The organism is Streptomyces sp. NPDC013455 (assembly GCF_040632975.1).
Taxonomy (GTDB): domain Bacteria; phylum Actinomycetota; class Actinomycetes; order Streptomycetales; family Streptomycetaceae; genus Streptomyces.
In genome coordinates, this window is the sequence record NZ_JBEYCX010000024.1 from 24,183 (window position 1) to 46,470 (window position 22,288).

The following is a 22,288-nucleotide window of genomic DNA, read 5'->3' on the forward strand; positions in this document are numbered from 1 at the left end:
CCGCCGAGGCGGCCGGGTGGGGGAAGTCCTCCGCACGGGTCCGGCGCGCGGGGAGGTTCCCGCCACTGCCCGCCCCGGTCGGGCGCGGGCCGGCGGCGAGGGTCCCCCGCGTGGCAACTGGGCCGGTCGGAGGGGGTGCGGCCCTGGTCCGACGCCGTGCGGGGGAGTGCCCGCGGGCGCCCTCGGAGCGGTCTCCGGAGCGGCCTGGAATGATCGATCAGAAGATCGTTTGCGCAGGTCAGATTAGGTATACCTAAGTGACGCAGGGCACCGCCCGATGATCCGGACGGCGCTTGTCAGGCTCCGAGGAATTACGCAACAATGGCGTTGTGAAAAACGTCGGCGAGGCTCGGGAGACCCCCACGGGGGCCCCTCAGGAGGAGCTAGCGACCGGTGAGCGCTCGACGCGCAACCGGGTCGCGCGGTCCATCCTGGATCACGGGCCCTCGACCGTCGCCGAACTCGCCGGCCGGCTGGGACTCACCCAGGCGGCCGTCCGTCGTCACCTGGACGCACTGGTGGCCGACGACGTCGTGGAGGCGCGCGAGCAGCGCGTGTACGGCACGCGCACGCGCGGCCGCCCCGCGAAGGTCTTCGCGCTCACCGACTGCGGCCGGGACGCCTTCGACCAGTCCTACGACAAGCTCGCCGCGGACGCGCTCCGCTGGATCGCGGAGCAGGGCGGCGGCCCCGAGGCGGTCGCCGCCTTCGCCCGCGCCCGGATCGCCGCCCAGGCGAGCGTGTACCGCGAGGCGATCGAGGCCGTGACCCCGGACAAGCGCGCCGAAGCGCTGGCCAGGGCGCTGAGCGCCGACGGGTACGCTGCTACGGCGCGCAGCGCACCGGTCGGCGAGCAGCTCTGCCAGCACCACTGCCCGGTCGCCCACGTCGCGGAGCAGTTCCCGCAGCTGTGCGAGGCGGAGACGGAGATCTTCGCCGAGCTGCTGGGTACCCACGTCCAGCGGCTGGCGACCATCGCGCACGGCGACGGCGTCTGCACGACGTTCATCCCCAAGATTTCCACTGACGCACCTGCAAGCACGGCCGGGAGGAACCCCGCATGACTCTCCCCACGGAGACTGCTCACCCCGAACTCGAGGGCCTGGGCAAGTACGAATACGGCTGGGCCGACTCCGACGTGGCCGGTGCGTCCGCGCGCCGTGGCCTGAACGAGGACGTCGTCCGCGACATCTCGGGCAAGAAGTCCGAGCCGGAGTGGATGACCAAGCTGCGCCTGAAGGGCCTGAAGCTCTTCGAGAAGAAGCCGATGCCGAACTGGGGCTCCGACCTCTCGGGCATCGACTTCGACAACATCAAGTACTTCGTGCGCTCCACGGAGAAGCAGGCGGAGTCCTGGGAGGACCTGCCCGAGGACATCAAGAACACCTACGACAAGCTGGGCATCCCCGAGGCCGAGAAGCAGCGCCTGGTCGCCGGTGTCGCCGCCCAGTACGAGTCGGAGGTCGTCTACCACCAGATCCGCGAGGACCTGGAGGAGCAGGGCGTCATCTTCCTCGACACCGACACCGCCCTGAAGGAGCACCCGGAGCTCTTCAAGGAGTACTTCGGCACGGTCATCCCGGCCGGTGACAACAAGTTCGCCGCGCTGAACACCGCCGTGTGGTCCGGCGGCTCCTTCATCTACGTGCCGAAGGGCGTGCACGTCGAGATCCCGCTCCAGGCCTACTTCCGCATCAACACGGAGAACATGGGCCAGTTCGAGCGGACCCTGATCATCGTGGACGAGGGTGCCTACGTGCACTACGTCGAGGGTTGTACGGCCCCGATCTACAAGTCCGACTCGCTGCACTCCGCGGTCGTCGAGATCATCGTCAAGAAGAACGCCCGCTGCCGCTACACGACCATCCAGAACTGGTCGAACAACGTCTACAACCTGGTCACCAAGCGCGCCGTCGCCTACGAGGGCGCGACCATGGAGTGGATCGACGGCAACATCGGCTCCAAGGTGACGATGAAGTACCCGGCCGTCTACCTGATGGGCGAGCACGCCAAGGGCGAGACCCTGTCCATCGCCTTCGCGGGCGAGGGCCAGCACCAGGACGCGGGCGCCAAGATGGTCCACATGGCGCCGAACACGTCGTCCAACATCGTCTCCAAGTCGGTGGCGCGCGGTGGCGGCCGCACCTCCTACCGCGGTCTGATCGAGATCGGCGAGGGCGCCCCGGGCTCGAAGTCGAACGTGCTGTGCGACGCGCTGCTGGTCGACACCATCTCCCGGTCGGACACGTACCCGTACGTCGACGTCCGCGAGGACGACGTCTCCATGGGCCACGAGGCCACCGTCTCCAAGGTCTCCGAGGACCAGCTCTTCTACCTGATGAGCCGCGGCCTCTCCGAGGACGAGGCGATGGCGATGATCGTGCGCGGCTTCGTCGAGCCGATCGCCAAGGAGCTGCCGATGGAGTACGCGCTGGAGCTCAACCGGCTGATCGAGCTGCAGATGGAGGGCGCGGTCGGTTAGTCACCGGCCCGCCCGCAGGCAGCACGCAGATTTCTTGACGCAGGAAGAGAGCACAACGACAGCCATGGCTGAGGCCCAGAACTCCCCCACGCTCGGCTCCGCTCGCGCGGGGGGACCCCCACCGGTGGGCTCCACCACCGCCGGCTCGATCGCGGTCGCCGCGGAGTCGACCGTCGTCTCGCGCATGAGCGCGCCCCCCTCCTTCGACGTCGCGGACTTCCCGGTCCCGCACGGCCGTGAGGAGGAATGGCGGTTCACCCCGCTGGAGCGCCTGCGCGGGCTGCACGACGGCACCGCCGTCGCCGCCGGCGACGGTGTGAAGGTCGACGTCCGGGCGCCCGAGGGCGTCACCGTCGAGACCGTCGGCCGCGACGACGCGCGGCTCGGCAAGGCGGGCACCCCGGTGGACCGCGTGGCCGCCCAGGCGTACTCCGCCTTCGAGAAGGCCTCGGTCGTGACCGTCCCGAAGGAGACCGTCCTCACCGAGCCGATCCGCATCGCGGTGCACGGCCAGGGCGGCACCTGCTTCGCCCACCAGGTGATCGAGCTGGGCGCCTTCGCCGAGGCCGTCGTGGTCATCGACCACACCGGCGACGCGGTGCTCGCCGCCAACGTCGACTACGTCCTGGGCGACGGCGCCAAGCTGACCGTCGTCTCCGTCCAGGACTGGGCCGACGAGGCCGTCCACGTCGCCCAGCACAACGCGCTGGTCGGCCGGGACGCCTCCTTCAAGTCCGTGGTGGTGACCTTCGGCGGCGACGTGGTCCGCCTGCACCCGCGCGTGGAGTACGCCGGCCCCGGTGGCGAGGCCGAGCTGTTCGGCCTGTACTTCACCGACTCCGGGCAGCACCAGGAGCACCGCCTGCTGGTTACCCACAACACGCCGCACTGCAAGTCGAACGTCGTGTACAAGGGCGCGCTCCAGGGCGACGACGCGCACGCGGTCTGGATCGGCGACGTGCTCATCGAGGCCAGCGCCGAGGGCACGGACACCTACGAGATGAACCGCAACCTCGTCCTCACGGACGGCGCGCGCGTCGACTCGGTGCCGAACCTGGAGATCGAGACCGGCGAGATCGTCGGCGCCGGCCACGCCTCCGCCACCGGCCGCTTCGACGACGAGCAGCTCTTCTACCTGATGGCCCGCGGCATCCCGGAGCACGAGGCCCGCCGCCTGGTGGTCCGCGGCTTCTTCGCCGAGCTGGTCCAGCAGATCGGTGTCGCCGACATCGAGGAGCGCCTGCTCGCCAAGATCGAGGAAGAGCTGGAGGCGTCGGTCGCATGACGTCGTTCGTACGCGCCTGCGCGCTGAGCGAGCTGGAGGAGGACACCCCGAAGCGGGTGGAACTCGACGGCACGCCGGTCTCGGTCGTGAAGACCGAGGGCGAGGTGTTCGCGATCCACGACATCTGCTCGCACGCGAACGTCTCCCTCTCCGAGGGCGAGGTGGAGGACTGCCAGATCGAGTGCTGGCTGCACGGCTCCGCCTTCGACCTGCGCACCGGCAAGCCGTCCGGCCTCCCCGCGACGCGCCCCGTCCCCGTATACCCCGTAAAGATCGAAGGGGACGACGTGCTCGTCTCCCTCACCCAGGAGTCCTGAGGCACCCATGGCAACGCTTGAAATCCGAGACCTGCACGTCACCGTCGAGGCCGACAACGCCACGAAGGAGATCCTCAAGGGCGTCGACCTCACCGTGAAGCAGGGCGAGACGCACGCCATCATGGGCCCCAACGGCTCCGGCAAGTCGACCCTCGCCTACTCCCTCGCGGGTCACCCCAAGTACACGATCACCGGCGGCACCGTCACCCTCGACGGCGAGGACGTCCTGGAGATGTCCGTCGACGAGCGCGCCCGCGCGGGCCTGTTCCTCGCGATGCAGTACCCGGTCGAGGTCCCCGGCGTCTCGGTCTCCAACTTCCTGCGCACCTCCGCCACCGCCATCCGCGGCGAGGCCCCCAAGCTGCGCACCTGGGTGAAGGAGGTCAAGGAGGCCATGGAGCGCCTCAACATGGACCCGGCCTTCGCCGAGCGCAACGTCAACGAGGGCTTCTCCGGCGGTGAGAAGAAGCGCCACGAGATTCTTCAGCTGGAGCTGCTCAAGCCGAAGGTCGCGGTCCTGGACGAGACCGACTCCGGCCTGGACGTCGACGCTCTCCGTATCGTCTCCGAGGGCGTCAACCGCGTCCGCGAGACCGGCGAGGTCGGCACCCTGCTGATCACGCACTACACGCGCATCCTGCGCTACATCAAGCCCGACCACGTCCACGTGTTCGCCGGCGGCCGCATCGTCGAGTCCGGCGGTCCGGAGCTCGCGGACAAGCTGGAGAACGAGGGCTACGAGGCATACGTGAAGGGTGGCGCATCCGCGTGACACAGCTGCCGGGCCTCCTCGACACCGAGGCGATCCGCAAGGACTTCCCCGTCCTCGACCGCCTGATCCACGACGGCAAGAAGCTCGTGTACCTGGACAACGCGGCGACCTCGCAGACCCCGCGCCAGGTCCTCGACGTGCTCTCCGAGTACTACGAACAGCACAACGCCAACGTCCACCGCGGTGTGCATGTGCTCGCCGAGGAGGCCACGGCGCTGTACGAGGGCGCGCGCGACAAGGTCGCCGCGTTCATCAACGCGCCGAGCCGCGACGAGGTGATCTTCACCAAGAACGCCTCCGAGTCGCTGAACCTCGTGGCGAACATGCTGGGCTGGGCCGACGAGCCCTACCGGGTGGACCACGAGACCGAGATCGTCATCACGGAGATGGAGCACCACTCCAACATCGTGCCGTGGCAGCTGCTGTCGCAGCGTACGGGCGCGAAGCTGAAGTGGTTCGGCCTGACCGACGACGGCCGGCTCGACCTGTCCAACATCGACGAGATCATCACCGAGAAGACGAAGATCGTCTCCTTCGTGCTGGTGTCGAACATCCTGGGCACGGTCAACCCCGTCGAGACGATAATCCGCCGCGCCCAGGAGGTCGGTGCGCTCGTCTGCATCGACGCCTCCCAGGCCGCGCCCCACATGCCGCTGGACGTGCAGGCCCTCCAGGCCGACTTCGTGGCCTTCACCGGCCACAAGATGTGCGGTCCGACGGGCATCGGCGTGCTCTGGGGCCGCCAGGAGCTGCTGGAGGACCTGCCTCCGTTCCTCGGCGGCGGTGAGATGATCGAGACGGTCTCGATGCACTCGTCCACCTACGCCCCGGCGCCGCACAAGTTCGAGGCGGGCACGCCGCCGATCGCCCAGGCGGTCGGTCTCGGCGCGGCCATCGACTACCTCGAGTCGATCGGCATGGACAAGATCCTCGCCCACGAGCACGCGCTGACGGAGTACGCGGTCAAGCGCCTGGCCGAGGTCCCGGACCTCAGGATCATCGGCCCGACGACGGCCGAGGACCGGGGCGCGGCGATCTCCTTCACGCTGGGCGACATCCACCCGCACGACGTGGGCCAGGTCCTCGACGAGCAGGGCATCGCGGTCCGGGTCGGCCACCACTGCGCGCGGCCGGTGTGCCTGCGGTACGGAATTCCTGCGACCACGCGAGCGTCGTTCTATCTGTACTCCACGCCGGCCGAGATCGACGCTCTGGTCGACGGCCTGGAGCACGTACGGAACTTCTTCGGCTGAAGGGCGTTGGCTGACGTGAAGCTGGACTCCATGTACCAGGAAGTCATCCTGGACCACTACAAGAACCCGCACGGGCGTGGTCTGAGGGATGGCGACGCCGAGGTGCACCACGTGAACCCGACGTGCGGCGACGAGATCACCCTTCGCGTGAAGTACGACGGTGACAGGATCGAGGACGTCTCGTACGAGGGTCAGGGATGCTCCATCAGCCAGGCCTCGGCCTCCGTGCTGAACGAGCTCCTCGTCGGCAAGGAGCTGGCCGACGCGCAGAAGATCCAGGAGACCTTCCTGGAGCTGATGCAGTCCAAGGGCCGGATCGAGCCCGACGACGCGATGGAGGACATCCTGGAGGACGCCGTGGCGTTCGCCGGTGTCTCCAAGTACCCCGCGCGGGTCAAGTGCGCCCTCCTCAGCTGGATGGCGTGGAAGGACGCGACGGCCCAGGCGCTGGGTGGCGCCGACGCCGAAAGGAAGACGGCATGACCGAAACCGCTGAGATGAAGCCGGCCTCGGAGGAAGAACTCCGTGAGGCCCTGATGGACGTGGTCGACCCCGAGCTGGGCATCGACGTCGTCAATCTCGGTCTGATCTACGGCATCCACATCGACGAGTCGAACATCGCGACCGTCGACATGACGCTCACCTCCGCGGCCTGCCCGCTGACGGACGTCATCGAGGACCAGGCCAGGTCCGCGACGGACGGCCTCGTCAACGAGCTCCGGATCAACTGGGTCTGGATGCCGCCGTGGGGGCCGGACAAGATCACGGACGACGGCCGGGAGCAGCTCCGGGCGCTCGGGTTCAACGTCTGACCGCACCGCGCGTGTGAAGCGGCGGCACCAGGGGTGCCGCCGCTTTTCCGTGCCGCCGGATCATCGCCGCAGTGGTGGTGCTCAACCCGGGCGGGGCGACGCACTGATCCCCGGCGCACCGCCCCGGTCACGGCCGGCCCGGGCGCTGCTCGCCCAGATGGACGGCGGCTGCCTCCGGGTACTGCCGACGGGCGGTTCGTACGACGAGGAGTACACGCGCGCCATGCCGGCCCGGCTGATCCCCTGAAGCGGCGCCCGGCACGTGAGACACGGTTCGCCCTCACCACCCCGCCCACGTTAGGTTTTCCTCCATGACCGAGTCTGCAACCCGTACCACCGGCGCCGTCGCCGCCGGCCTCGCCACGATCGCCTCCGACGGCACCGTTCTCGACACCTGGTTCCCGGCCCCCGAGCTGGTCGAGGAGCCGGGCCCGGCCGGCACCGAGCGGCTGACCGCCGAGCGGGCGGCGGAGCTGCTGGGCGGCGGCGCGACCGCGGCGACCGGCCCGGACGCCCGCCGGGGCGTCGAGGTGGTCGCGGTCCGCACGGTCATCGCCTCGCTGGACGACAAGCCGATCGACGCGCACGACGTCTACCTGCGCCTGCACCTGCTGTCGCACCGCCTGGTCAAGCCGCACGGCCAGAGCCTGGACGGCATCTTCGGCCACCTCGCCAACGTCGCCTGGACCTCGCTCGGCCCGGTCGCCGTGGACGACCTCGAGAAGGTGCGGCTGAACGCCCGCGCGGAGGGCCTGCACCTCCAGGTGACCTCGATCGACAAGTTCCCGCGCATGACGGACTACGTCGCCCCCAAGGGCGTGCGCATCGCCGACGCCGACCGGGTCCGGCTGGGCGCGCACCTCGCGGCGGGCACGACCGTGATGCACGAGGGCTTCGTCAACTTCAACGCCGGCACGCTCGGCACCTCCATGGTCGAGGGCCGTATCTCCGCGGGTGTCGTGGTCGGCGACGGCTCGGACATCGGCGGCGGCGCCTCCACGATGGGCACCCTGTCCGGCGGCGGCAACGTGATCATCTCCATCGGAGAGCGCTGCCTGATCGGCGCCGAGGCGGGCGTCGGCATCGCCCTCGGCGACGAGTGCGTGGTCGAGGCCGGCCTCTACATCACCGCGGGCACCCGCGTCACCATGCCCGACGGCCAGATCGTCAAGGCCCGCGAGCTGAACGGCGCCTCCAACATCCTCTTCCGCCGCAACTCGGTCACCGGCACCGTCGAGGCCCGCCCGAACAACGCGGTCTGGGGCGGCCTGAACGACATCCTGCACAGCCACAACTGACCACCGGCGGCCGTGACCTGCGGCCGCCTCCTCGATCAACGCCTGACCTGCTGCCGAGCCATCGGTGGCTGTCGGCGTCGGTCATCGTTGAGCGCCCTCCCACGGCCCGAGAACGGCCCGGGAGGGCGCTCGTGCGTCCGAGAGCCCGGGACCCGCGTCGTACGGCCGGCCGTGCCACCGAAACAAGGCCGTGCCGCCTGCAACCTTTCCCCCCGTCCGACTGTCTCCTGATCATCAACCGCTCCTGTCTCCGTGGTCCCCGAGACATCAATCGGCACAGAAGCGGTCGCACGGAATCATCAGGAGAACACTTCATGCGCATTCGCCCCGCAGCCTGCGCGGCGCTCCTCGTGGCGTCCCTCGCCCCCGTCCTCGCGGCGCCTCCCGCCGGCGCGGCGGCGGCCAAGTATGCGGACGACTTCAACGGCGACGGTTACCGCGACTACGCCGGCTACACCTACGAGCAGTACAGCAAGGGCGGTGGCGTCCGGATCACCTTCGGTACCGCCTCCGGACCCGGCACCCAGACCCAGGTGATCACCCAGGACAGCCCCGGTGTCCCCGGCACCGACGAGACGGAGGACCAGTTCGGCGACGTCCGGGTGCCCGCCGACTTCAACGCCGACGGATACGGGGACCTCGCCGTGTCGGTGTCGCGCGAGGACGTCGACGGACGCACGGACGAGGGCGGCGTCGTCATCCTGTGGGGAAGCGCGACCGGCCTCTCGGGTGGCACCGCGATCCCCAACGCCGGCGCCAAGGTGTCGAACGCCCGCTTCGGCCTCGACCTCGCCGCCGGGGACTTCAACGGGGACGGCAAGAAGGACCTGGCCGCGATCAGCGGGAGCAAGGTCTACGTCTACCGCAGCATCACGCGCACCGGTGCGGCAGGCTCGGTCACCAGCCACGACAAGACGACGAGATTCGCGCCCACGTCCCTGGTCGCGGGCAACATGAACGGTGACTCCAAGACCGATCTGGTGATCATCGGGATCAACGACGAGCCCAACAACTTCGGCACGGACGCGTGGTTCATCAAGGGCGGCTCCCCGCTCAGCGCGGGCAAGACCCTGCGCCTCGTCACGAACTACGGCGACCCCAGCGAGGCGGTGATCGCCGACTTCAACAAGGACGGCTACGGGGACCTCGCGGCGGGCAGCCAGATGTACAACGACTACCAGGGCCGGGTGTCCATCTGGTACGGCTCCTCCGCCGGCCCCGCCACCGCCGTCCGTATCACGCAGGCCACCGCCAACGTCGCCGGCACCCCGGAGTCCGACGACCTGTTCGGCTCCTCCGTCTCGGCCGCCGACATCAACGGCGACGGCTACAAGGACCTCGCGATCGGCGCCTACGGAGAGAAGATCAGCCAGGAGACGACCGAGGGCGGCGTCCACGTCCTGCGCGGCAGCGCGAGCGGGATCACCGGCACCAACTCCCAGTGGCTCGCCCGCAACACCGCCGGCGTCCCCGGCGACGTCGCATGGAACGACTGCTTCGGCGATCCGGTCCGCCTCCGCGACACCAACCGCGACGGCAAGGCCGACCTCTACGTCGGCGCCATCAACGGCGCGCTGCGCTTCCCCGGCACGTCGTCCGGCGTCACCACGACCGGTGTGACCGACGCCGACTCCGACCTCATCTGGGGCATGCTCCAGTAGGCCCGGCCTCCCGCCCAGCTGCCCGGGGGTTCGCCTTGTTCGTACGAGTGCGGGCGCACCTGGCAGCCGGTGTCCGCCGGACGGTGATCACACCCCGGTGAGCGCCTCGTACCGCGCCAGCAGCCCGTCGGCCGTCTCCCGGCCGGCGGGCAGCAGCGGTGCGCGCACCGGGCCGGCGGGCAGCCCGAGGCGGGCCAGCAGCGCCTTGGCGGTGACCGTGCCGGGCAGACCCGCGCCCATCATGGCCTCGACCAGCGGTGTCAGCGCCAGCTGGAGCGCGCTCGCCCGGGCCGTGTCCCCCGCGTCGAACGCGGCCAGGATCGCGGCGACGTGCGCCGGTACGGCGTTCGCCACCGTGCTCACACAGCCCGCCGCGCCGACCGCGTAGAGCGCCAGTACGTGCTCGTCGCAGCCCGCGTAGTAGGCCAGGTCCGTCGCGGCCAGCACCTTCTGGGCGCCGAGGAAGTCGTAGGAGCAGTCCTTGACGGCCACGATCCGCGGGTGCTCCGCCAGGCGGATCATGGTGTCCGGCTCGATCCGGGTGCCGGTGCGGCCGGGGATGTCGTAGAGCATCACGGGCACGTCGCTCGCGTCGGCGACCTGGCGGAAGTGCGCGGCCACGGACTCCTGCGGCGGCCTGCTGTAGTACGGCGTCACCACCAGGACGCCGTCCGCGCCCGCCTTGCCGGCCGCGAGCGCCAGCTCCACGGTGTGCCGGGTGTCGGACGTGCCCACGCCCGCGATCAGCGAAGCCCGGTCGCCGACCGCCTCCCGGACGGCCGCCACCAGCCGGGTCTTCTCCTCGTCGGTGGTGGTGGGCGACTCGCCGGTGGTGCCGTTGAGCACCAGGCCGTCGCAGCCCCCGGCCACCAGCCGTGCGGCCAGCCGCTGGGCGCCGTCCAAATCCAGGGCGCCCGCCCCGGTGAGCGGCGTGATCATCGCGCAGAGGGTGCGGCCGAACGGAGCGGGCTTGCGGGTACTCGTCATGGGAGTAGTCTCGGCGGCACGTTCGTGAAGCTCTACTTAATTCTTCTTAGGGATACAGATAAGGAACGCTGAGAGGTTGACGGTGTGGCCGGAACCTCCCGCGTCCGAGCGGCGGCCGCCGAGTTGACCCCGCCCCGGGCCCCGGAGTCCCCGAACCCGTCGCGCGGGAAAGCCCGGTTGCGGGCGCGGCCCGGCTGCTTCCGGTCCAACTCGCCCGCGTCGGCGACCGCGGGGCCGGGCGGCGCCGGGCAGGGCTAAGGGCCACCCGTGCGGGTACCCGGACGCTCCGCACAGGAAGGAGGCGGACACCGTGACCGTGACCTCGCACGCACGGCCCGCGGCCGACGGGCACCCCTCCACGGGCGAACTCGTCGGCCAGGCCACCGAACAGCTTTCCCGGCTCCTGCGGCAGGAGGTGGCCCTCGCCAAGGAGGAGCTGACCGAGAAGGGACGCCGGGCCGGGCGCGGCGGCGGACTGCTGGGCGCCGCGGGCGCCGTCGGCTACGCCGGCCTGATCGTCCTGGCCGGAGCGGCCACCGCCGCCGTCTCACTGGCACTCCCCGTGTGGGCGGCGGCACTGATCGTCGCCGCGGTCTTCTTCGTGGTGGCCGGCGTGCTGGCCGCGACCGGCCGCGCCCAGCTGCGCCGGGCCGCCCCGCCCACACCCGAGAAGACCCTGGACAGCGTCCGGGCGGACGTCGACGCGATCAGGGAAAGGGCACACCGATGACCCAGAAGAACCCGCACGGCTCGGGCGCCAAGGGCCCCGACGAACTGCGGCGCCAGATCGAACACACCCGCGGCCAGCTCGGTGACACCGTCGCCCAGCTGGTGGAGCGGGCCGATGTGAAGGGCCGGGCCCGGGCCCGGGCCGGCGACCTGCGGGACAAGGCCGGCGCCATGACCGTCCAGCTGCGGGTGAGCGCCGCCCAGGCGGGGCACGGGATGCAGGACCGGGCGGTCAAGGCGGGCCACCTCGTGCAGGAACGGGCCGCGCAGGTCGGCCACAGCGCGCAGGGACGGATGACGAAGGCCGGTCACCTGGTGCAGGAGCGGGCCGGGCAGGGCGGGCACGCCCTGCACGACCGGGCCGCGCGGGCCGGTCGCACCGCGCGGGACGACCTGCGGGTGCCGCGGCCGGTCCGGTCCGTCATGGGCGCCGCGCGGCGGCACCCGAGGCCGGTCCTGATCATGGGTGCGGCGGGCGGCTGCGCCGTCGCCGCGGCCGTGATCTGGCGCAGGATCGACCGCCGGAGCTGCCGTAGCTGAACAGGACACGGCGGGGCCGGCCGGGCACACCGCCCGGCCGGCCCCGCCGCCGTGCCAGGTCCGCGACCGCCGTCGCGTCACGGCCGGAACCGCCACCCCGTCAGGTCCGGAGCCGCACTCGTGTCACGGCCGGAACCGCAGCACCTGCGGGTCGTGGTCGCTGATCTGGTCGTGGAACTCCGCGTTGACGTGCACGCTGTCGTACTCCAGGTCACAGCCGCGACGGATCGACGGGCTGACCAGGATCTGGTCCAGCACCTGCTGGTTGCCCTGGTAGTCGTAGCTGTAACGCTCGCTCTTCGGCAGCGACTTGATCGCCGACCACAGCTCGCCGTCGCCCTCCAGGATCCGCGCGGTCCCGGAGAACTCGAAGTCGTTGATGTCGCCGAGCGCGATGACGTCCGCGTTCTTCTGGACGGACAGGATGTCCTTGACGAACGCGTTGACCGCGGTCGCCTGGGCGTGCCGCTGGATCTCCGAGCTGCGCACCGGCGGCTGGTACTGCGAGGCCAGGCCCTGGTCGCCGCCCTTGGAGTTGAAGTGGTTGGCGATCACGAAGACGGTCTTGCCGCGGAAGGCGAACTCGCCCGCGAGCGGCTTGCGGCTGTTGTTCCAGGCCGCGTTCGCCGGGTCGATCCGGCCCGGCGAGACCGTCAGCCGGGCCTTGCCGTGCTCCTTGGCGACGCCGGTCGCGGTGGTCGAGTCGCCGCCCGCCCGGTCCACGAAGGAGACCCGCTCCGGGTTGAAGAGGAAGACCTGGCGGATGTTGCCGCCGGGCTCGCCGCCGTCCTGGCCGTCGACCGGGTTGACCGAGCGCCAGTCGTACGCCGGGCCGCCCGCCGCGACGATGGCGTCGATCAGCTTGGTCACGGTCTCGCTCGCGTCGACCGTGCCGTCGTTCTTGGCGCCGTTGTTGTCCTGGATCTCCTCCAGGGACACGATGTCCGGCGACTGGAGGTTGTTCACGATCGCGGAGGCGTGCTGGTCGAAAGTGGCGTCCGACGGGTCGAGGTTCTCGACGTTGTACGTCGCCACCGCCAGCTCGCGGCTCGACTGCCTCTGCGTCGTCTCGCGCTCCAGGCCACCGCTGTCGAGCGTGCCAAGGGTGTTCGCCACGAGCGTGTAGCCGCCGTACTGGTTGAAGTCCAGCGGTCCGGTGGTGGTGCCCCGGAGGGTGTCGCCGACGTTCGCCTTCGGGAAGTCGGCGGTCGGGCCCAGTGACTGGACCTGGAGCCGGCCGGTGTTCTGGGAGTCGTAGGAGCCGTAGACCGTGCCGCCCCGGCGGCTCTGGTGCTCGTGCGGCTTCACCGTCACCCACAGCTCGCTGTAGGGGTCGGTCGCGGTGACCACGCGCACGTCCTCGACCTGGACGTTCATGCCCTCCAGGGACTCGTAGAGGTCCAGCGCGTACGCCGACGGGTCCAGGGTCAGGCCGTTGATCGAGTTGTTCGCGGCGGCGTCGCCGGCGGGCGCGTACGCGTCGGGCACCGCGTCCTCGTCGACGACGGCCGGCGCCGGGACCGGGTTGCCGGCGGAGACCGTGGTGACCGTCGGCTTGGTGATCTCCGTCACCGACTGGTTGCCGGACGAGGCGCCGCCCGGGACGTACTCGGTGACCGTGCCGGTCACCTTCACCGAGTCGCCGACCGCGACCTTCGGGGCGGAGCTGGTGAAGACGAACACGCCCTCACTGGTGGCCGGGTCGTCGTCGGGGGCCGGGTCCTGCAGCCAGAAGCCCTTGGAGGAGCCGTACGTGCGCGTGGCCGTGACGATGCCCGCCACGTCGGTGACCTTCTGGCCCGCGAACGGCGATATTCGGGTGGTGCCCTGGACATCGTGGACGCGCACCGAGTCGGCGTGCGCGGGGGAGGTGAGGACGACGGCGGACGCCGCGCTGCAGACGGCGGCGACGGTGAGCGCGGCGAGGCGCGCGGAAGACCTGCTCGGCAAGGGATCCCTCCGGGGACGTGCGTGAGCGCCGGGACGAGGGTGGAACGGGAGCGTGCGGGGCTCGTGGCCCTCCGTGACACGCGTAGAGCCGAGTGAACAGTTGTCCCCCCAACTTCTACGCGCGTCAATCTCCTGCCTGCTGCCGCGAGTTGTCAAGGTTTCGGCCATGTACGGATGCCTGCGAGGAGATGAACCGGGCGGCATGGGTGGAAATCCGTCTAGGCTGAGCGGCTGAGCCCTTTCACGGTCCGAGGAGAACCAGTCGATGTCAGACAGCTCCCCCTTGCCGCCCGCGCGGCTGCACCCCGAAGCGGAGCTGGCGCGCGCCGCGCTGTCCACGCCGTTGCTCTCCCGGGCCGCCCGCCTCGCCCGCTGGGCCGGACCGGAGACCCGCGTGGACGCCGGCGGCGCACTGGCCGAGGAGCAGCTGCCCGCCGCCGCCGAACTGCTCGGACTCACCGGTGACGACGCCGCCGCGTACGCCAGTGAGGCGTGGCGGGCGGCCGTCGACGCCGGCCTGGTCGAGATCACCGACGAGGAGGCCGGCACCGTCCGGGCGGGGGAGGAGCTGAAACTGCTCACCGGCGGCTCCCCGCGGGACGTGCTCTCCGTGTGGCTCGCCGCGCTGGAGGCCGTCATCGCCGACGCGGGCGTCCCCGACCTGGACGAGCTGGTCGACGCGCTGGACGAGGGCGGCGAGGTCGATTTCTCGTCACTCGACTGGGACCCCGAGGGGGAGGCGGAGTTCCTCGACGGCGTCCTCGGCAACCTCTACCTGCTGACCGTCAGTGAGGACGGCCCCGGCGAGGGCCCCGTCCCGCTGCCCGCGCTGGCCGCCTCCGTGATCGTCCCCGACGGCATGGGCGAGCCCACCAACGACGTCCTGGAGCAGGTCTCCGACGCGATGATGCGGCTGGACGACCAGTTCCGGATGCTGGAGCCGGCCGGCCTCGTGGAATACCGGCCGGTGGACGAGGCCCTCATGGCCGACGCGGCGGAGGACCCCGCGGCGCCCGTGGACGACACCGACGTCTCCCGCTACGGCATGGTCCGCCTCACCCCGCTCGGCGTGTACGGGCTGCGGGCACGGCTGCTGGAGGCCGGGGTCGCCGCGCCGGCCGTCGGCGACCTCGTCGACAAGGGCGCGGACGCGCTCCTCGACGGCACCGCCGGGTTCGGGCAGTCCGCCGCCCGGGCCGAGACCGAGCAGTGGCTCGCCCGCCGCGAACCGCTCGCCGCCGCACGGGAGTTGCTCGCGGCCGCCCGCGGCGCGGACACGGGTGCGCCGCTGCGCAGGCTGCGCTGCCAGCAGGCGCTGTCGCTGGTGGGCGCCGAGGCCGAACCCGCGCTGCGGGAGGTGCTGGACGACCCCGAACTCGGCGGCCTCGCCCGGGTCTGGCTGAGCGAGCGCGGCGCCGCCGGCGTGCCGGCACCGACACAGCAGATGGTGTTCTGGCTGACCATCGACACCGTGGCCGCGCAGCTCCAGGCCGAGGGCAACTCCGAGGAACTCCAGGCCCTGGTGGAGGGGCTGGCCGCGCAGCACAGCGGGTTCTTCGCGGCGGCCTGGCGGGTCGGACACCCCGCCACCGCCGAGGTGCTCGACGCGATGGGGCGGCTGCACCCGGACAAGAAGGTGGCCAAGGAGGCCCGGAAGGCGGCGTTCAAGGCACGCTCCCAGCAGGGCGGATGACCCCCGCCACCTGAGACGACGGTGTGTGCGCCGGCCCCGGCCGGGCGCACACGGATTCATGGAACAGGCGCCCCGGCAGTAGCCCTGCGTTCAACTTCCGTTCAAAAACGGACGGGAGCGTGTGGCCGAAACCGAGGCCCCCCACCCTCCACGGCACTACGACCGTCGTCACAGGAGACACCATGTCGCTCACCCGCAGGGACTTCGCCAGAAAATCCGCGATCACCGGTGCCGGGGTCGCCCTGGCGGGCAGCGTCGGCGCACTCGCCACCGCGCCGAACGCCCTCGCCGTCACGGACGACGAGAGCGCCGGGGCCGAGTCCGCGCCCGGGGGCCACCACCGCGGCGTCGGCTACGGCCCGCTGATAGCCGACCCGGACGGCATCCTCGCCCTGCCCGCCGGCTTCAAGTACCGGATCATCACCTACACCGGCAAGACCAAGCTGGAGTCGGGCGAGTCCACCCCGTCCAACCACGACGGCACGGCCACCTTCGCCGGCCCGCGCGGCACCACCCTGCTCGTCAACAACCACGAGCTGGGCGGCGCCCGCGCCCAGTGGCCGCACCCGGTGCCGCTCGCCGAGGGCCTCGTCTACGACCCGGCGGCGGCCGGCGGCTGCACGGTGGTCGAGGTCCGCCGCGGCGGCGAGGTCGCCGAATGGGTGGGCATCGCCGGCACGGCCACCAACTGCGCGGGCGGCAGCACCCCCTGGGGCACCTGGCTGACCTGCGAGGAGACCGAGGACAAGGCCGGCAAGAACGGCTTCACCAAGGACCACGGCTACGTCTTCGAGGTCGACCCGGAGGACCGCCGGGCCAACCGCGACCCGAAGCCGATCAAGGCCCTGGGCCGCTACGCCCACGAGGCCGTCGTCGTCGACCCCAAGCGCGGCCACCTCTACCTCACCGAGGACGCCTCCGGCCCCAACGGCCTGTTCTACCGCTGGACCCCGCCGGCCGGTTTCCGCCACGGCCGCGGCAGGCTGCGCACCCTCGCCGACGACGCCGGCGTGCTGCAGGCGTTCAAGTGCTTCGACTCCGGCGGCAAGTTCGTGGACGACCTCTCCCGCGCCACCAAGATCGGCACCGTCTACGGCGTCGACTGGGTGGACGTCCCCGACCGCGACGCGAAGACCGTCTCGGTGCGCAAGCAGTTCACCGACGGCCAGATCACCCGCGCCCGCAAGCTGGAGGGCATGTGGTGGGGTGACGGCGGCGTCTACGTCGTCTCCTCCTTCGCCCGCGCGGAGAGCCCGGTCCAGCACGACGGCCAGGTCTGGTTCTACGACCCCAAGCGCCGCACGCTGACGCTGAAGGTGCTGCTCGGGGTGAACCCGGACCCGTCCCAGGACGGCGCCTTCGACGGCCCGGACAACATCACCGTCTCCCCCTACGGCGGCCTGATCATCGCCGAGGACGGCGAGGGCGTCCAGCACCTGTTCGGCGCGACCGACAGCGGCCGCACCTACCCGATCGCCCGCAACGACCTGAACGTCGGCACCGCGGAGAAGCCGGAGTACAGCGAGTTCACCGGCGTCACCTTCTCGCCCGACGGCAAGACCCTGTACGCCAACATCCAGGACCCCGGCATCATGCTCGCCATCACCGGCCCCTGGAAGCGCCAGAAGTGCGACTGACCTCCGCCCGGTAGGTAAATTCGCTCGCTCGTCCCGCGGCCCCCTCCTAGAGTGATCCTCGTCCAGGTGCGACAGGCAGGACCTACTTCCACTTCTCATGGGGAGGCCGCGGGTTCGAGTCCCGCCACCGGCTCGACGTGCCGGTGTAGCTCAGGGGCAGAGCACCATACGTCGGTTCCGCCGACCTCGACCTCTGGACACGGAAAGTGCACGCACCTCCCGGTGCGCGGGCTGCGGTTACTTCTTTTCCAAAGAGAATCCACGACCGCCGCCGACTTGATCTCGGGAGGCGCGGCGCATGGTGGGTGTCCGGTGCGCAGGCAGCGGTTACTTCGGTCACAGCCGGTCGCGGGTTCGACTCCCGTCGGCGCCTTCGGGGCGCTGTAGCCCAGTGGTAGAGCAGCTGTATGTGTTCCGCAGCCGGCTTCCGCCCTCGGGCACCCCCCATTTGCCGCGCCCCCCTCCGGAGAACGAGGGAATTCGGGGGAATTCACCATGGCGCGATTCAACACGCGTGCCGCCAAGGCGCAGGCGAAGTCGGCGGTGACATCGACCGGCCGCGTCCTGCGGACCCACGAGGGCGGCCGCGGCCACGAGCGCGATCCGCGCTCGGAGCTCTTCCTGCTCGCCGTCACCGACTTCGTCGCGCAGCGGACCTTCTACGAGAGCGGCGACCAGCGCGACGAGCGCTTCACCCGCCTCGTCCGCGAACTCGCCGTCAGCGACCCCGCCTGGACGGCCGGCCTGCTCGGCTGGCTGCGCGGCGAGGCCCACATGCGGACGGCCTCCCTCGTGGGCGCCGCCGAGTACGTGCACGCGCGGCTGGCCGCCGGGGCCACCGACGGCCCGTCGAACCGGCAGGTCGTCGACTCCGTGCTCCAGCGCCCCGACGAGCCCGGCGAGCTGCTCGCCTACTGGACGTCGGCCTACGGCCGCGCGATTCCCAAGCCCGTCAAGCGGGGCGTCGCCGACGCCGTACGACGGCTCTTCCACGCCAGGTCGCTGCTGAAGTACGACACCGCGTCCAAGGGGTACCGCTTCGGTGACGTCCTGAACCTGGTGCACGCGGCGCCGGACCCGGACAAGCCCTGGCAGGGCGACCTGTTCCGGTACGCGCTCGACCGGCGGCACCACCCGGACACCGCCGTACCGCCCGCCTCGCTCCCGGCGCTCGGCCTGCACCGCGAGCTGATGGCGCTGCCCGTCGCACAGCGGCGGGCGGTCGTCACCGCGCCCGGCGGCGCCGAGCGGCTGGCCGCGGCCGGCATCACCTGGGAGGCGCTGGCCGGCTGGCTCCAGGGCCCCATGGACAAGGCGGCCTGGGAGGCCGTCATCCCGTCCATGGGCGCGATGGCACTGGTCCGCAACCTGCGGAACTTCGACGAGGCCGGGGTCGGCGACGAGGTCGCCGCCCGGGTCGCGGCGAAGCTCGGCGACCCCGAAGAGGTACGCCGCTCGCGGCAGTTCCCCTTCCGCTACCTGGCCGCCTACCAGCACGCGCCCTCGCTGCGCTGGTCCTACCCGCTGGAGCGGGCGCTCGGCCACTCGCTGGCCAACGTGCCCGCGCTGCCGGGCCGCACCCTCGTGCTGGTCGACCGCTCCGGCTCCATGTTCTGGTCGCAGGTCTCCGATCGCTCGCGGCTCAGCCGGGCCGACGCGGCCGCGGTGTTCGGCACGGCGCTCGCGCTGCGGGCGGCGGACGCCGACCTCGTGCAGTTCGGCTCGACCAGCGAGAGGGTGGAGTTCCGCACGGGTGAGTCGGTGCTGCGGGTCCTGGAGCGCTTCGGCGATCTGGGCGGCACCGACACCACCGAGGCCGTGCGGCGGCACTACCGGAACCACGACCGGGTGCTGATCGTCACCGACGAGCAGTACGCCACGAACCGGCACGGCGCCCCGACCGACCAGATCCCGGACCGCGTCCCGGTCTACACCTGGAACCTGGCCGGCTACCGAGCGGGCCACGGCCCGTCGGGCACCGGCAACCGGCACACCTTCGGCGGCCTCTCGGACGCGGCGTTCCGGATGGTGCCGTTGCTGGAGCGGGCGAAGACCGCCGACTGGCCGTGGGAGGCCGGGAGCAGCGGGGCCTGATCAGCGGCGCGCCGCACAGGAGGGGCGGCCGACCGGGTTCCGCTGAAGGCCGGGCTCTCCACGGGGCGTGCGGGCCGGGCGGGGTCATGATGGGGGTGTGCCCCCCACGCCGGCGATCCGCCCCCCGACGCCCGGGCCGGCCGAGGTCCCCGGTCCCGGTGAGGTCCGGGGTGCGGCCGACGTGCCGGCCGTGGCCGGGGGGCCCCGTCCGGCCGCGGGGCCGGGGCGGCTGGAGTCGTTCCCCACGCCGCGGACCGCCGTCGCCTGGCTGCCCCCGCCCGGGCTCTGGCCCGACATCCAGCGCATCCGCGCCGAGCACGACCCGCAGATCCGCCGCTGGCCGCCCCACGTCAACCTGATCTTCGGCTTCGTGCCGGAGGAGGACTTCCCGGCGGCGCTGCCCCTGCTGGCCGCCGCGGCCGCGCAGTGCGAGCCCTTCGACATCCGGCTCGGCGGGGTCCGCGCCTTCCGCCACCGGTCCTGCGCCACCGTGTGGCTCGACCCCGCGGCGGCCGGCACCGCGCCCTGGACGGAGCTCCGGCGGGCGCTGGCGGAGCCCTTCCCGTACTGCACGGACCGCTTCCCGCGCTTCATCCCGCACCTCTCGCTCGGGCGCACCCGTGCCCCGCGGATCCTCGCGGCCGAATGCGCCGCCCGGCTCGGTGTGCTGCACGCGCGCGTGACCGAGGTCGTGCTCCTCTCCCGCCGTGGCGACGGCCCCATGCGGACGCGCGCCACGATCGGCCTGGGCAGCGGCGCGACGGACCGCCGGCCCGGAAGCGGCCCGGCAGCCGGCGGATATCCGCCACCGGAGGGGTGACCAGCGGCTCGATAAGATACGGGGAGGATCCCCGGTCGGCGAGGAGTACCCGGATGCCGCAGGTGAGGCCCATGCGCGCGGACGCCCGGCGCAACCACGAGCGGTTGCTGGCGGTGGCGGCGGAGGCGTTCGCCGAGCACGGGGAGAACGCCTCGCTGGACGACATAGCCAAGCGCGCCGGCGTCGGCTCGGGCACGCTCTACCGGCACTTCCCGACCCGGCGGGCGCTGCTGGAGGCGGCGTACGTCGACCGGGTCGAGGCGCTGGGCACGCGCGCCGGCGAACTGGCCGGGCAACTCCCGCCGGGCGAGGCGCTGCGGGAGTGGCTGTTTGAGCTGAGCGTCGGCACCCTCCAGGTGCGGGGCATGAAGGCCCTGCTCAGCTCGGCCGTGACGGACGGCGGCGCGACGACGCCGACCGTGTGCGGGACCGTCGTCCAGGGCGCCGCCGTGCGGCTGGTGGAGGCGGCCCAGGCGGAGGGTACGCTGCGGCCGGACGTGGAGCCGGTCGAGGTGCTGCGGCTGGTGCACGGGGTGACCGCGGCGGCGGAGCTGGGAGGCGGGCGGACCGAGGAGATCCGCCGCTATCTGCGGCTGCTGCTGGAGGGACTGCGGGCCGGCTGAGACCGGTGCCGGCCGCGCCCCTCGAAGGGCCGCGGGCCGGCCCGTACGCGCCCCCGCCTGCCGGGCTACAGGGCCCTCGCTCCCGGCTCGACCATGTTCCGCACCGTCCGGGCCTTCACGAAGTCGCCCATGGCCGTCATGTCCCACTCGCCGGAGAACTGGCGGATGAGCTTCGCCATCATGACGCCGGTCTGGGGCTCCGCGCCGGTGAGGTCGAAGCGGACCAGTTCCTCGCCGGTGGCCGCGTCGACCAGGCGGCAGTAGGCCTTGGCGACCTCCGTGAACTTCTGGCCGGAGAACGAGTTCACTGTGAAGACCAGGCCGGTGACCTCCTGCGGCAGCCGGCCGAGGTCCACCGTGATCACCTCGTCGTCGCCCCCGCCCTCGCCGGTCAGGTTGTCCCCGGAGTGCCGGACCGCGCCCTTCAGGATCGTCAGCTTGCCGAAGTAGCAGCTGTCGATGTGGTTGCGCTGCGGCCCGTAGGCGATCACCGAGGCGTCCAGGTCGATGTCCTTGCCGCGGAACGCCGGCTCCCAGCCGAGGCCCATCTGCACCTGGGAGAGCAGCGGCCGGCCGCCCTTGACCAGGGACACGGTCTGGTTCTTCTGGAGGCTGACCCGGCCCTTGTCCAGGTTGATCTTCCCGGCACCCGGCGCGGGGGCGGGCGGCGGGGCGGCCGGCCGCGGCGGGGCGGCGGGGACCGCCGGGGCGGCGGGCGGCTGCGGCGGCGGGGCCGTCGGGGCCGCGGGGGCGGCGGCCGGGGCCGCGGCGGGCTCCTCCACCGTCACGCCGAAGTCCGTCGCGATGCCGGCCAGTCCGTTGGCGTACCCCTGGCCGACGGCGCGGGCCTTCCACTGGCCGCCCCTGCGGTAGATCTCCACGACCACCAGCGCGGTCTCGGCGCCGAGCTGCGGCGGGGTGAACGTGGCGAGCACGGCGGCGCCGTCCGCGTCGCGGACGGTGGCCGTCGGCTCGATGCCCTGGAAGGTCTGGCCGGCCGCGTCCGGGCTGGCGGTGACCACGATCTTCTCGATGTCCGGCGGCACGGCGGCGGTGTCGACCGTGATCGCGTCGGGCGCCGTACCCCCGCCGGAGCGGTACGTCACGCCGGGGCCCGTCGGCTGGTTGTAGAAGATGAAGTCGTCGTCGGACCGCACCTTGCCGTCGGCGGTGAGCAGCAGGCCCGACACGTCGAGCCGCACCGGAGCGGAGACGTCCACCGTCACGCGCGCGGCCGAGAGAGGGATGTTCGAGCCTGGGGTCATAGCTGTCATGCCGGATGAACGAACGACACCGCTTTACCGTTCCCTTACCGGCGGGAGGGCCCCGGCCGAA

Annotated in this window: 20 protein-coding genes; 17 read left to right on the forward strand and 3 right to left on the reverse strand. The window is 71.7% G+C overall.

Features of this window, described 5'->3' with window-relative positions:
* Positions 1-329: 329 nt before the first annotated feature.
* The 10 genes from ABZ576_RS29800 to ABZ576_RS29845 all read left to right on the forward strand — a co-directional run bounded on the left by ABZ576_RS29800 (position 330) and on the right by ABZ576_RS29845 (position 9,880).
* Complete coding sequence (locus ABZ576_RS29800) at positions 330-1,064, forward strand: ArsR family transcriptional regulator (protein ID WP_360747509.1); 735 nt, start codon at positions 330-332, stop codon at positions 1,062-1,064.
* Complete coding sequence (sufB, locus tag ABZ576_RS29805; RefSeq protein WP_360747512.1) at positions 1,061-2,482, forward strand: Fe-S cluster assembly protein SufB; 1,422 nt, start codon at positions 1,061-1,063, stop codon at positions 2,480-2,482. Before ABZ576_RS29800 ends, sufB begins: the two co-directional genes overlap by 4 nt.
* Positions 2,483-2,546: 64 nt before the next feature.
* Positions 2,547-3,767, forward strand: a complete 1,221-nt coding sequence (sufD, locus tag ABZ576_RS29810; RefSeq protein ID WP_360747516.1) for a Fe-S cluster assembly protein SufD — start codon at positions 2,547-2,549, stop codon at positions 3,765-3,767.
* Entirely contained in the window at positions 3,764-4,084 is a 321-nt protein-coding gene (locus tag ABZ576_RS29815) for a non-heme iron oxygenase ferredoxin subunit (protein WP_360747519.1), read from the forward strand. The genes sufD and ABZ576_RS29815 overlap by 4 nt, the downstream gene beginning before the upstream one ends.
* Before the next feature lie 7 nt (positions 4,085-4,091).
* A complete protein-coding gene (sufC, locus tag ABZ576_RS29820) occupies positions 4,092-4,856 on the forward strand; it encodes a Fe-S cluster assembly ATPase SufC (protein WP_360747522.1) in 765 nt (254 codons plus the stop codon).
* Positions 4,853-6,109 (forward strand): cysteine desulfurase, encoded by a 1,257-nt coding sequence (locus ABZ576_RS29825; RefSeq protein WP_360747525.1) that lies wholly within the window; start codon positions 4,853-4,855, stop codon positions 6,107-6,109. The genes sufC and ABZ576_RS29825 overlap by 4 nt, the downstream gene beginning before the upstream one ends.
* Positions 6,110-6,124: 15 nt before the next feature.
* Positions 6,125-6,592, forward strand: a complete 468-nt coding sequence (sufU, locus tag ABZ576_RS29830; protein WP_360747751.1) for a Fe-S cluster assembly sulfur transfer protein SufU — start codon at positions 6,125-6,127, stop codon at positions 6,590-6,592.
* Positions 6,589-6,921, forward strand: coding sequence for a metal-sulfur cluster assembly factor (locus tag ABZ576_RS29835; protein WP_360747528.1), 333 nt, complete (start codon positions 6,589-6,591; stop codon positions 6,919-6,921). The genes sufU and ABZ576_RS29835 overlap by 4 nt, the downstream gene beginning before the upstream one ends.
* Positions 6,922-7,232: 311 nt before the next feature.
* The gene (gene dapD, locus ABZ576_RS29840; protein ID WP_360747531.1) at positions 7,233-8,219 is read left to right on the forward strand and encodes a 2,3,4,5-tetrahydropyridine-2,6-dicarboxylate N-succinyltransferase; all 987 of its coding nucleotides are present in this window, start codon (positions 7,233-7,235) and stop codon (positions 8,217-8,219) included.
* Positions 8,220-8,533: 314 nt separating this feature from the next.
* Complete coding sequence (locus tag ABZ576_RS29845) at positions 8,534-9,880, forward strand: FG-GAP and VCBS repeat-containing protein (RefSeq protein WP_360747534.1); 1,347 nt, start codon at positions 8,534-8,536, stop codon at positions 9,878-9,880.
* A gap of 87 nt (positions 9,881-9,967) precedes the next feature.
* On the opposite strand, the gene dapA is transcribed toward ABZ576_RS29845, so the two are convergent.
* Positions 9,968-10,867: a 4-hydroxy-tetrahydrodipicolinate synthase gene (dapA, locus tag ABZ576_RS29850; RefSeq protein ID WP_360747537.1), complete on the reverse strand. Its 900-nt coding sequence runs from the start codon at positions 10,865-10,867 to the stop codon at positions 9,968-9,970.
* 310 nt (positions 10,868-11,177) lie between these two features.
* On the opposite strand from dapA, the gene ABZ576_RS29855 reads away from it, so the two are divergent.
* Positions 11,178-11,597 (forward strand): phage holin family protein, encoded by a 420-nt coding sequence (locus ABZ576_RS29855; protein WP_360747540.1) that lies wholly within the window; start codon positions 11,178-11,180, stop codon positions 11,595-11,597.
* Complete coding sequence (locus ABZ576_RS29860; RefSeq protein WP_360747543.1) at positions 11,594-12,136, forward strand: DUF3618 domain-containing protein; 543 nt, start codon at positions 11,594-11,596, stop codon at positions 12,134-12,136. Before ABZ576_RS29855 ends, ABZ576_RS29860 begins: the two co-directional genes overlap by 4 nt.
* A 123-nt stretch (positions 12,137-12,259) precedes the next feature.
* Here ABZ576_RS29860 and ABZ576_RS29865 read toward each other — a convergent pair whose 3' ends face one another.
* Positions 12,260-14,086 (reverse strand): endonuclease/exonuclease/phosphatase family protein, encoded by a 1,827-nt coding sequence (locus ABZ576_RS29865; protein WP_360747545.1) that lies wholly within the window; start codon positions 14,084-14,086, stop codon positions 12,260-12,262.
* Positions 14,087-14,351: 265 nt separating this feature from the next.
* Between ABZ576_RS29865 and ABZ576_RS29870 the strand changes: the two genes are divergently transcribed.
* From ABZ576_RS29870 to ABZ576_RS29890, 5 genes are all read left to right on the forward strand, one after another.
* Positions 14,352-15,779, forward strand: a complete 1,428-nt coding sequence (locus ABZ576_RS29870) for a hypothetical protein (RefSeq protein ID WP_360747548.1) — start codon at positions 14,352-14,354, stop codon at positions 15,777-15,779.
* Positions 15,780-15,961: 182 nt separating this feature from the next.
* Positions 15,962-17,416: an alkaline phosphatase PhoX gene (locus tag ABZ576_RS29875; protein WP_360747551.1), complete on the forward strand. Its 1,455-nt coding sequence runs from the start codon at positions 15,962-15,964 to the stop codon at positions 17,414-17,416.
* A gap of 495 nt (positions 17,417-17,911) precedes the next feature.
* Positions 17,912-19,510 (forward strand): TROVE domain-containing protein, encoded by a 1,599-nt coding sequence (locus ABZ576_RS29880; protein ID WP_360747554.1) that lies wholly within the window; start codon positions 17,912-17,914, stop codon positions 19,508-19,510.
* A gap of 97 nt (positions 19,511-19,607) precedes the next feature.
* A complete protein-coding gene (locus tag ABZ576_RS29885; RefSeq protein WP_360747557.1) occupies positions 19,608-20,330 on the forward strand; it encodes a 2'-5' RNA ligase family protein in 723 nt (240 codons plus the stop codon).
* 53 nt (positions 20,331-20,383) lie between these two features.
* Entirely contained in the window at positions 20,384-20,953 is a 570-nt protein-coding gene (locus ABZ576_RS29890) for a helix-turn-helix domain-containing protein (protein ID WP_360747560.1), read from the forward strand.
* 65 nt (positions 20,954-21,018) lie between these two features.
* On the opposite strand, the gene ABZ576_RS29895 is transcribed toward ABZ576_RS29890, so the two are convergent.
* A complete protein-coding gene (locus tag ABZ576_RS29895) occupies positions 21,019-22,218 on the reverse strand; it encodes a TerD family protein (protein WP_360747563.1) in 1,200 nt (399 codons plus the stop codon).
* Positions 22,219-22,288 lie beyond the last annotated feature (70 nt).

Bases quoted from the DNA above. Each gene is read 5' to 3' on its own strand.
- dapD (WP_360747531.1), top strand. From the start codon at position 7,233: ATGACCGAGTCTGCAACCCGTACCACCGGCGCCGTCGCCGCCGGCCTC.
- ABZ576_RS29890 (WP_360747560.1), top strand. From the start codon at position 20,384: ATGCCGCAGGTGAGGCCCATGCGCGCGGACGCCCGGCGCAACCACGAG.
- ABZ576_RS29815 (WP_360747519.1), top strand. From the start codon at position 3,764: ATGACGTCGTTCGTACGCGCCTGCGCGCTGAGCGAGCTGGAGGAGGAC.
- ABZ576_RS29875 (WP_360747551.1), top strand. From the start codon at position 15,962: ATGTCGCTCACCCGCAGGGACTTCGCCAGAAAATCCGCGATCACCGGT.
- sufB (WP_360747512.1), top strand. From the start codon at position 1,061: ATGACTCTCCCCACGGAGACTGCTCACCCCGAACTCGAGGGCCTGGGC.
- dapA (WP_360747537.1), bottom strand. From the start codon at position 10,867: ATGACGAGTACCCGCAAGCCCGCTCCGTTCGGCCGCACCCTCTGCGCG.
- ABZ576_RS29860 (WP_360747543.1), top strand. From the start codon at position 11,594: ATGACCCAGAAGAACCCGCACGGCTCGGGCGCCAAGGGCCCCGACGAA.
- sufC (WP_360747522.1), top strand. From the start codon at position 4,092: ATGGCAACGCTTGAAATCCGAGACCTGCACGTCACCGTCGAGGCCGAC.
- ABZ576_RS29895 (WP_360747563.1), bottom strand. From the start codon at position 22,218: ATGACCCCAGGCTCGAACATCCCTCTCTCGGCCGCGCGCGTGACGGTG.
- ABZ576_RS29845 (WP_360747534.1), top strand. From the start codon at position 8,534: ATGCGCATTCGCCCCGCAGCCTGCGCGGCGCTCCTCGTGGCGTCCCTC.
- sufD (WP_360747516.1), top strand. From the start codon at position 2,547: ATGGCTGAGGCCCAGAACTCCCCCACGCTCGGCTCCGCTCGCGCGGGG.
- ABZ576_RS29835 (WP_360747528.1), top strand. From the start codon at position 6,589: ATGACCGAAACCGCTGAGATGAAGCCGGCCTCGGAGGAAGAACTCCGT.
- ABZ576_RS29880 (WP_360747554.1), top strand. From the start codon at position 17,912: ATGGCGCGATTCAACACGCGTGCCGCCAAGGCGCAGGCGAAGTCGGCG.
- ABZ576_RS29870 (WP_360747548.1), top strand. From the start codon at position 14,352: ATGTCAGACAGCTCCCCCTTGCCGCCCGCGCGGCTGCACCCCGAAGCG.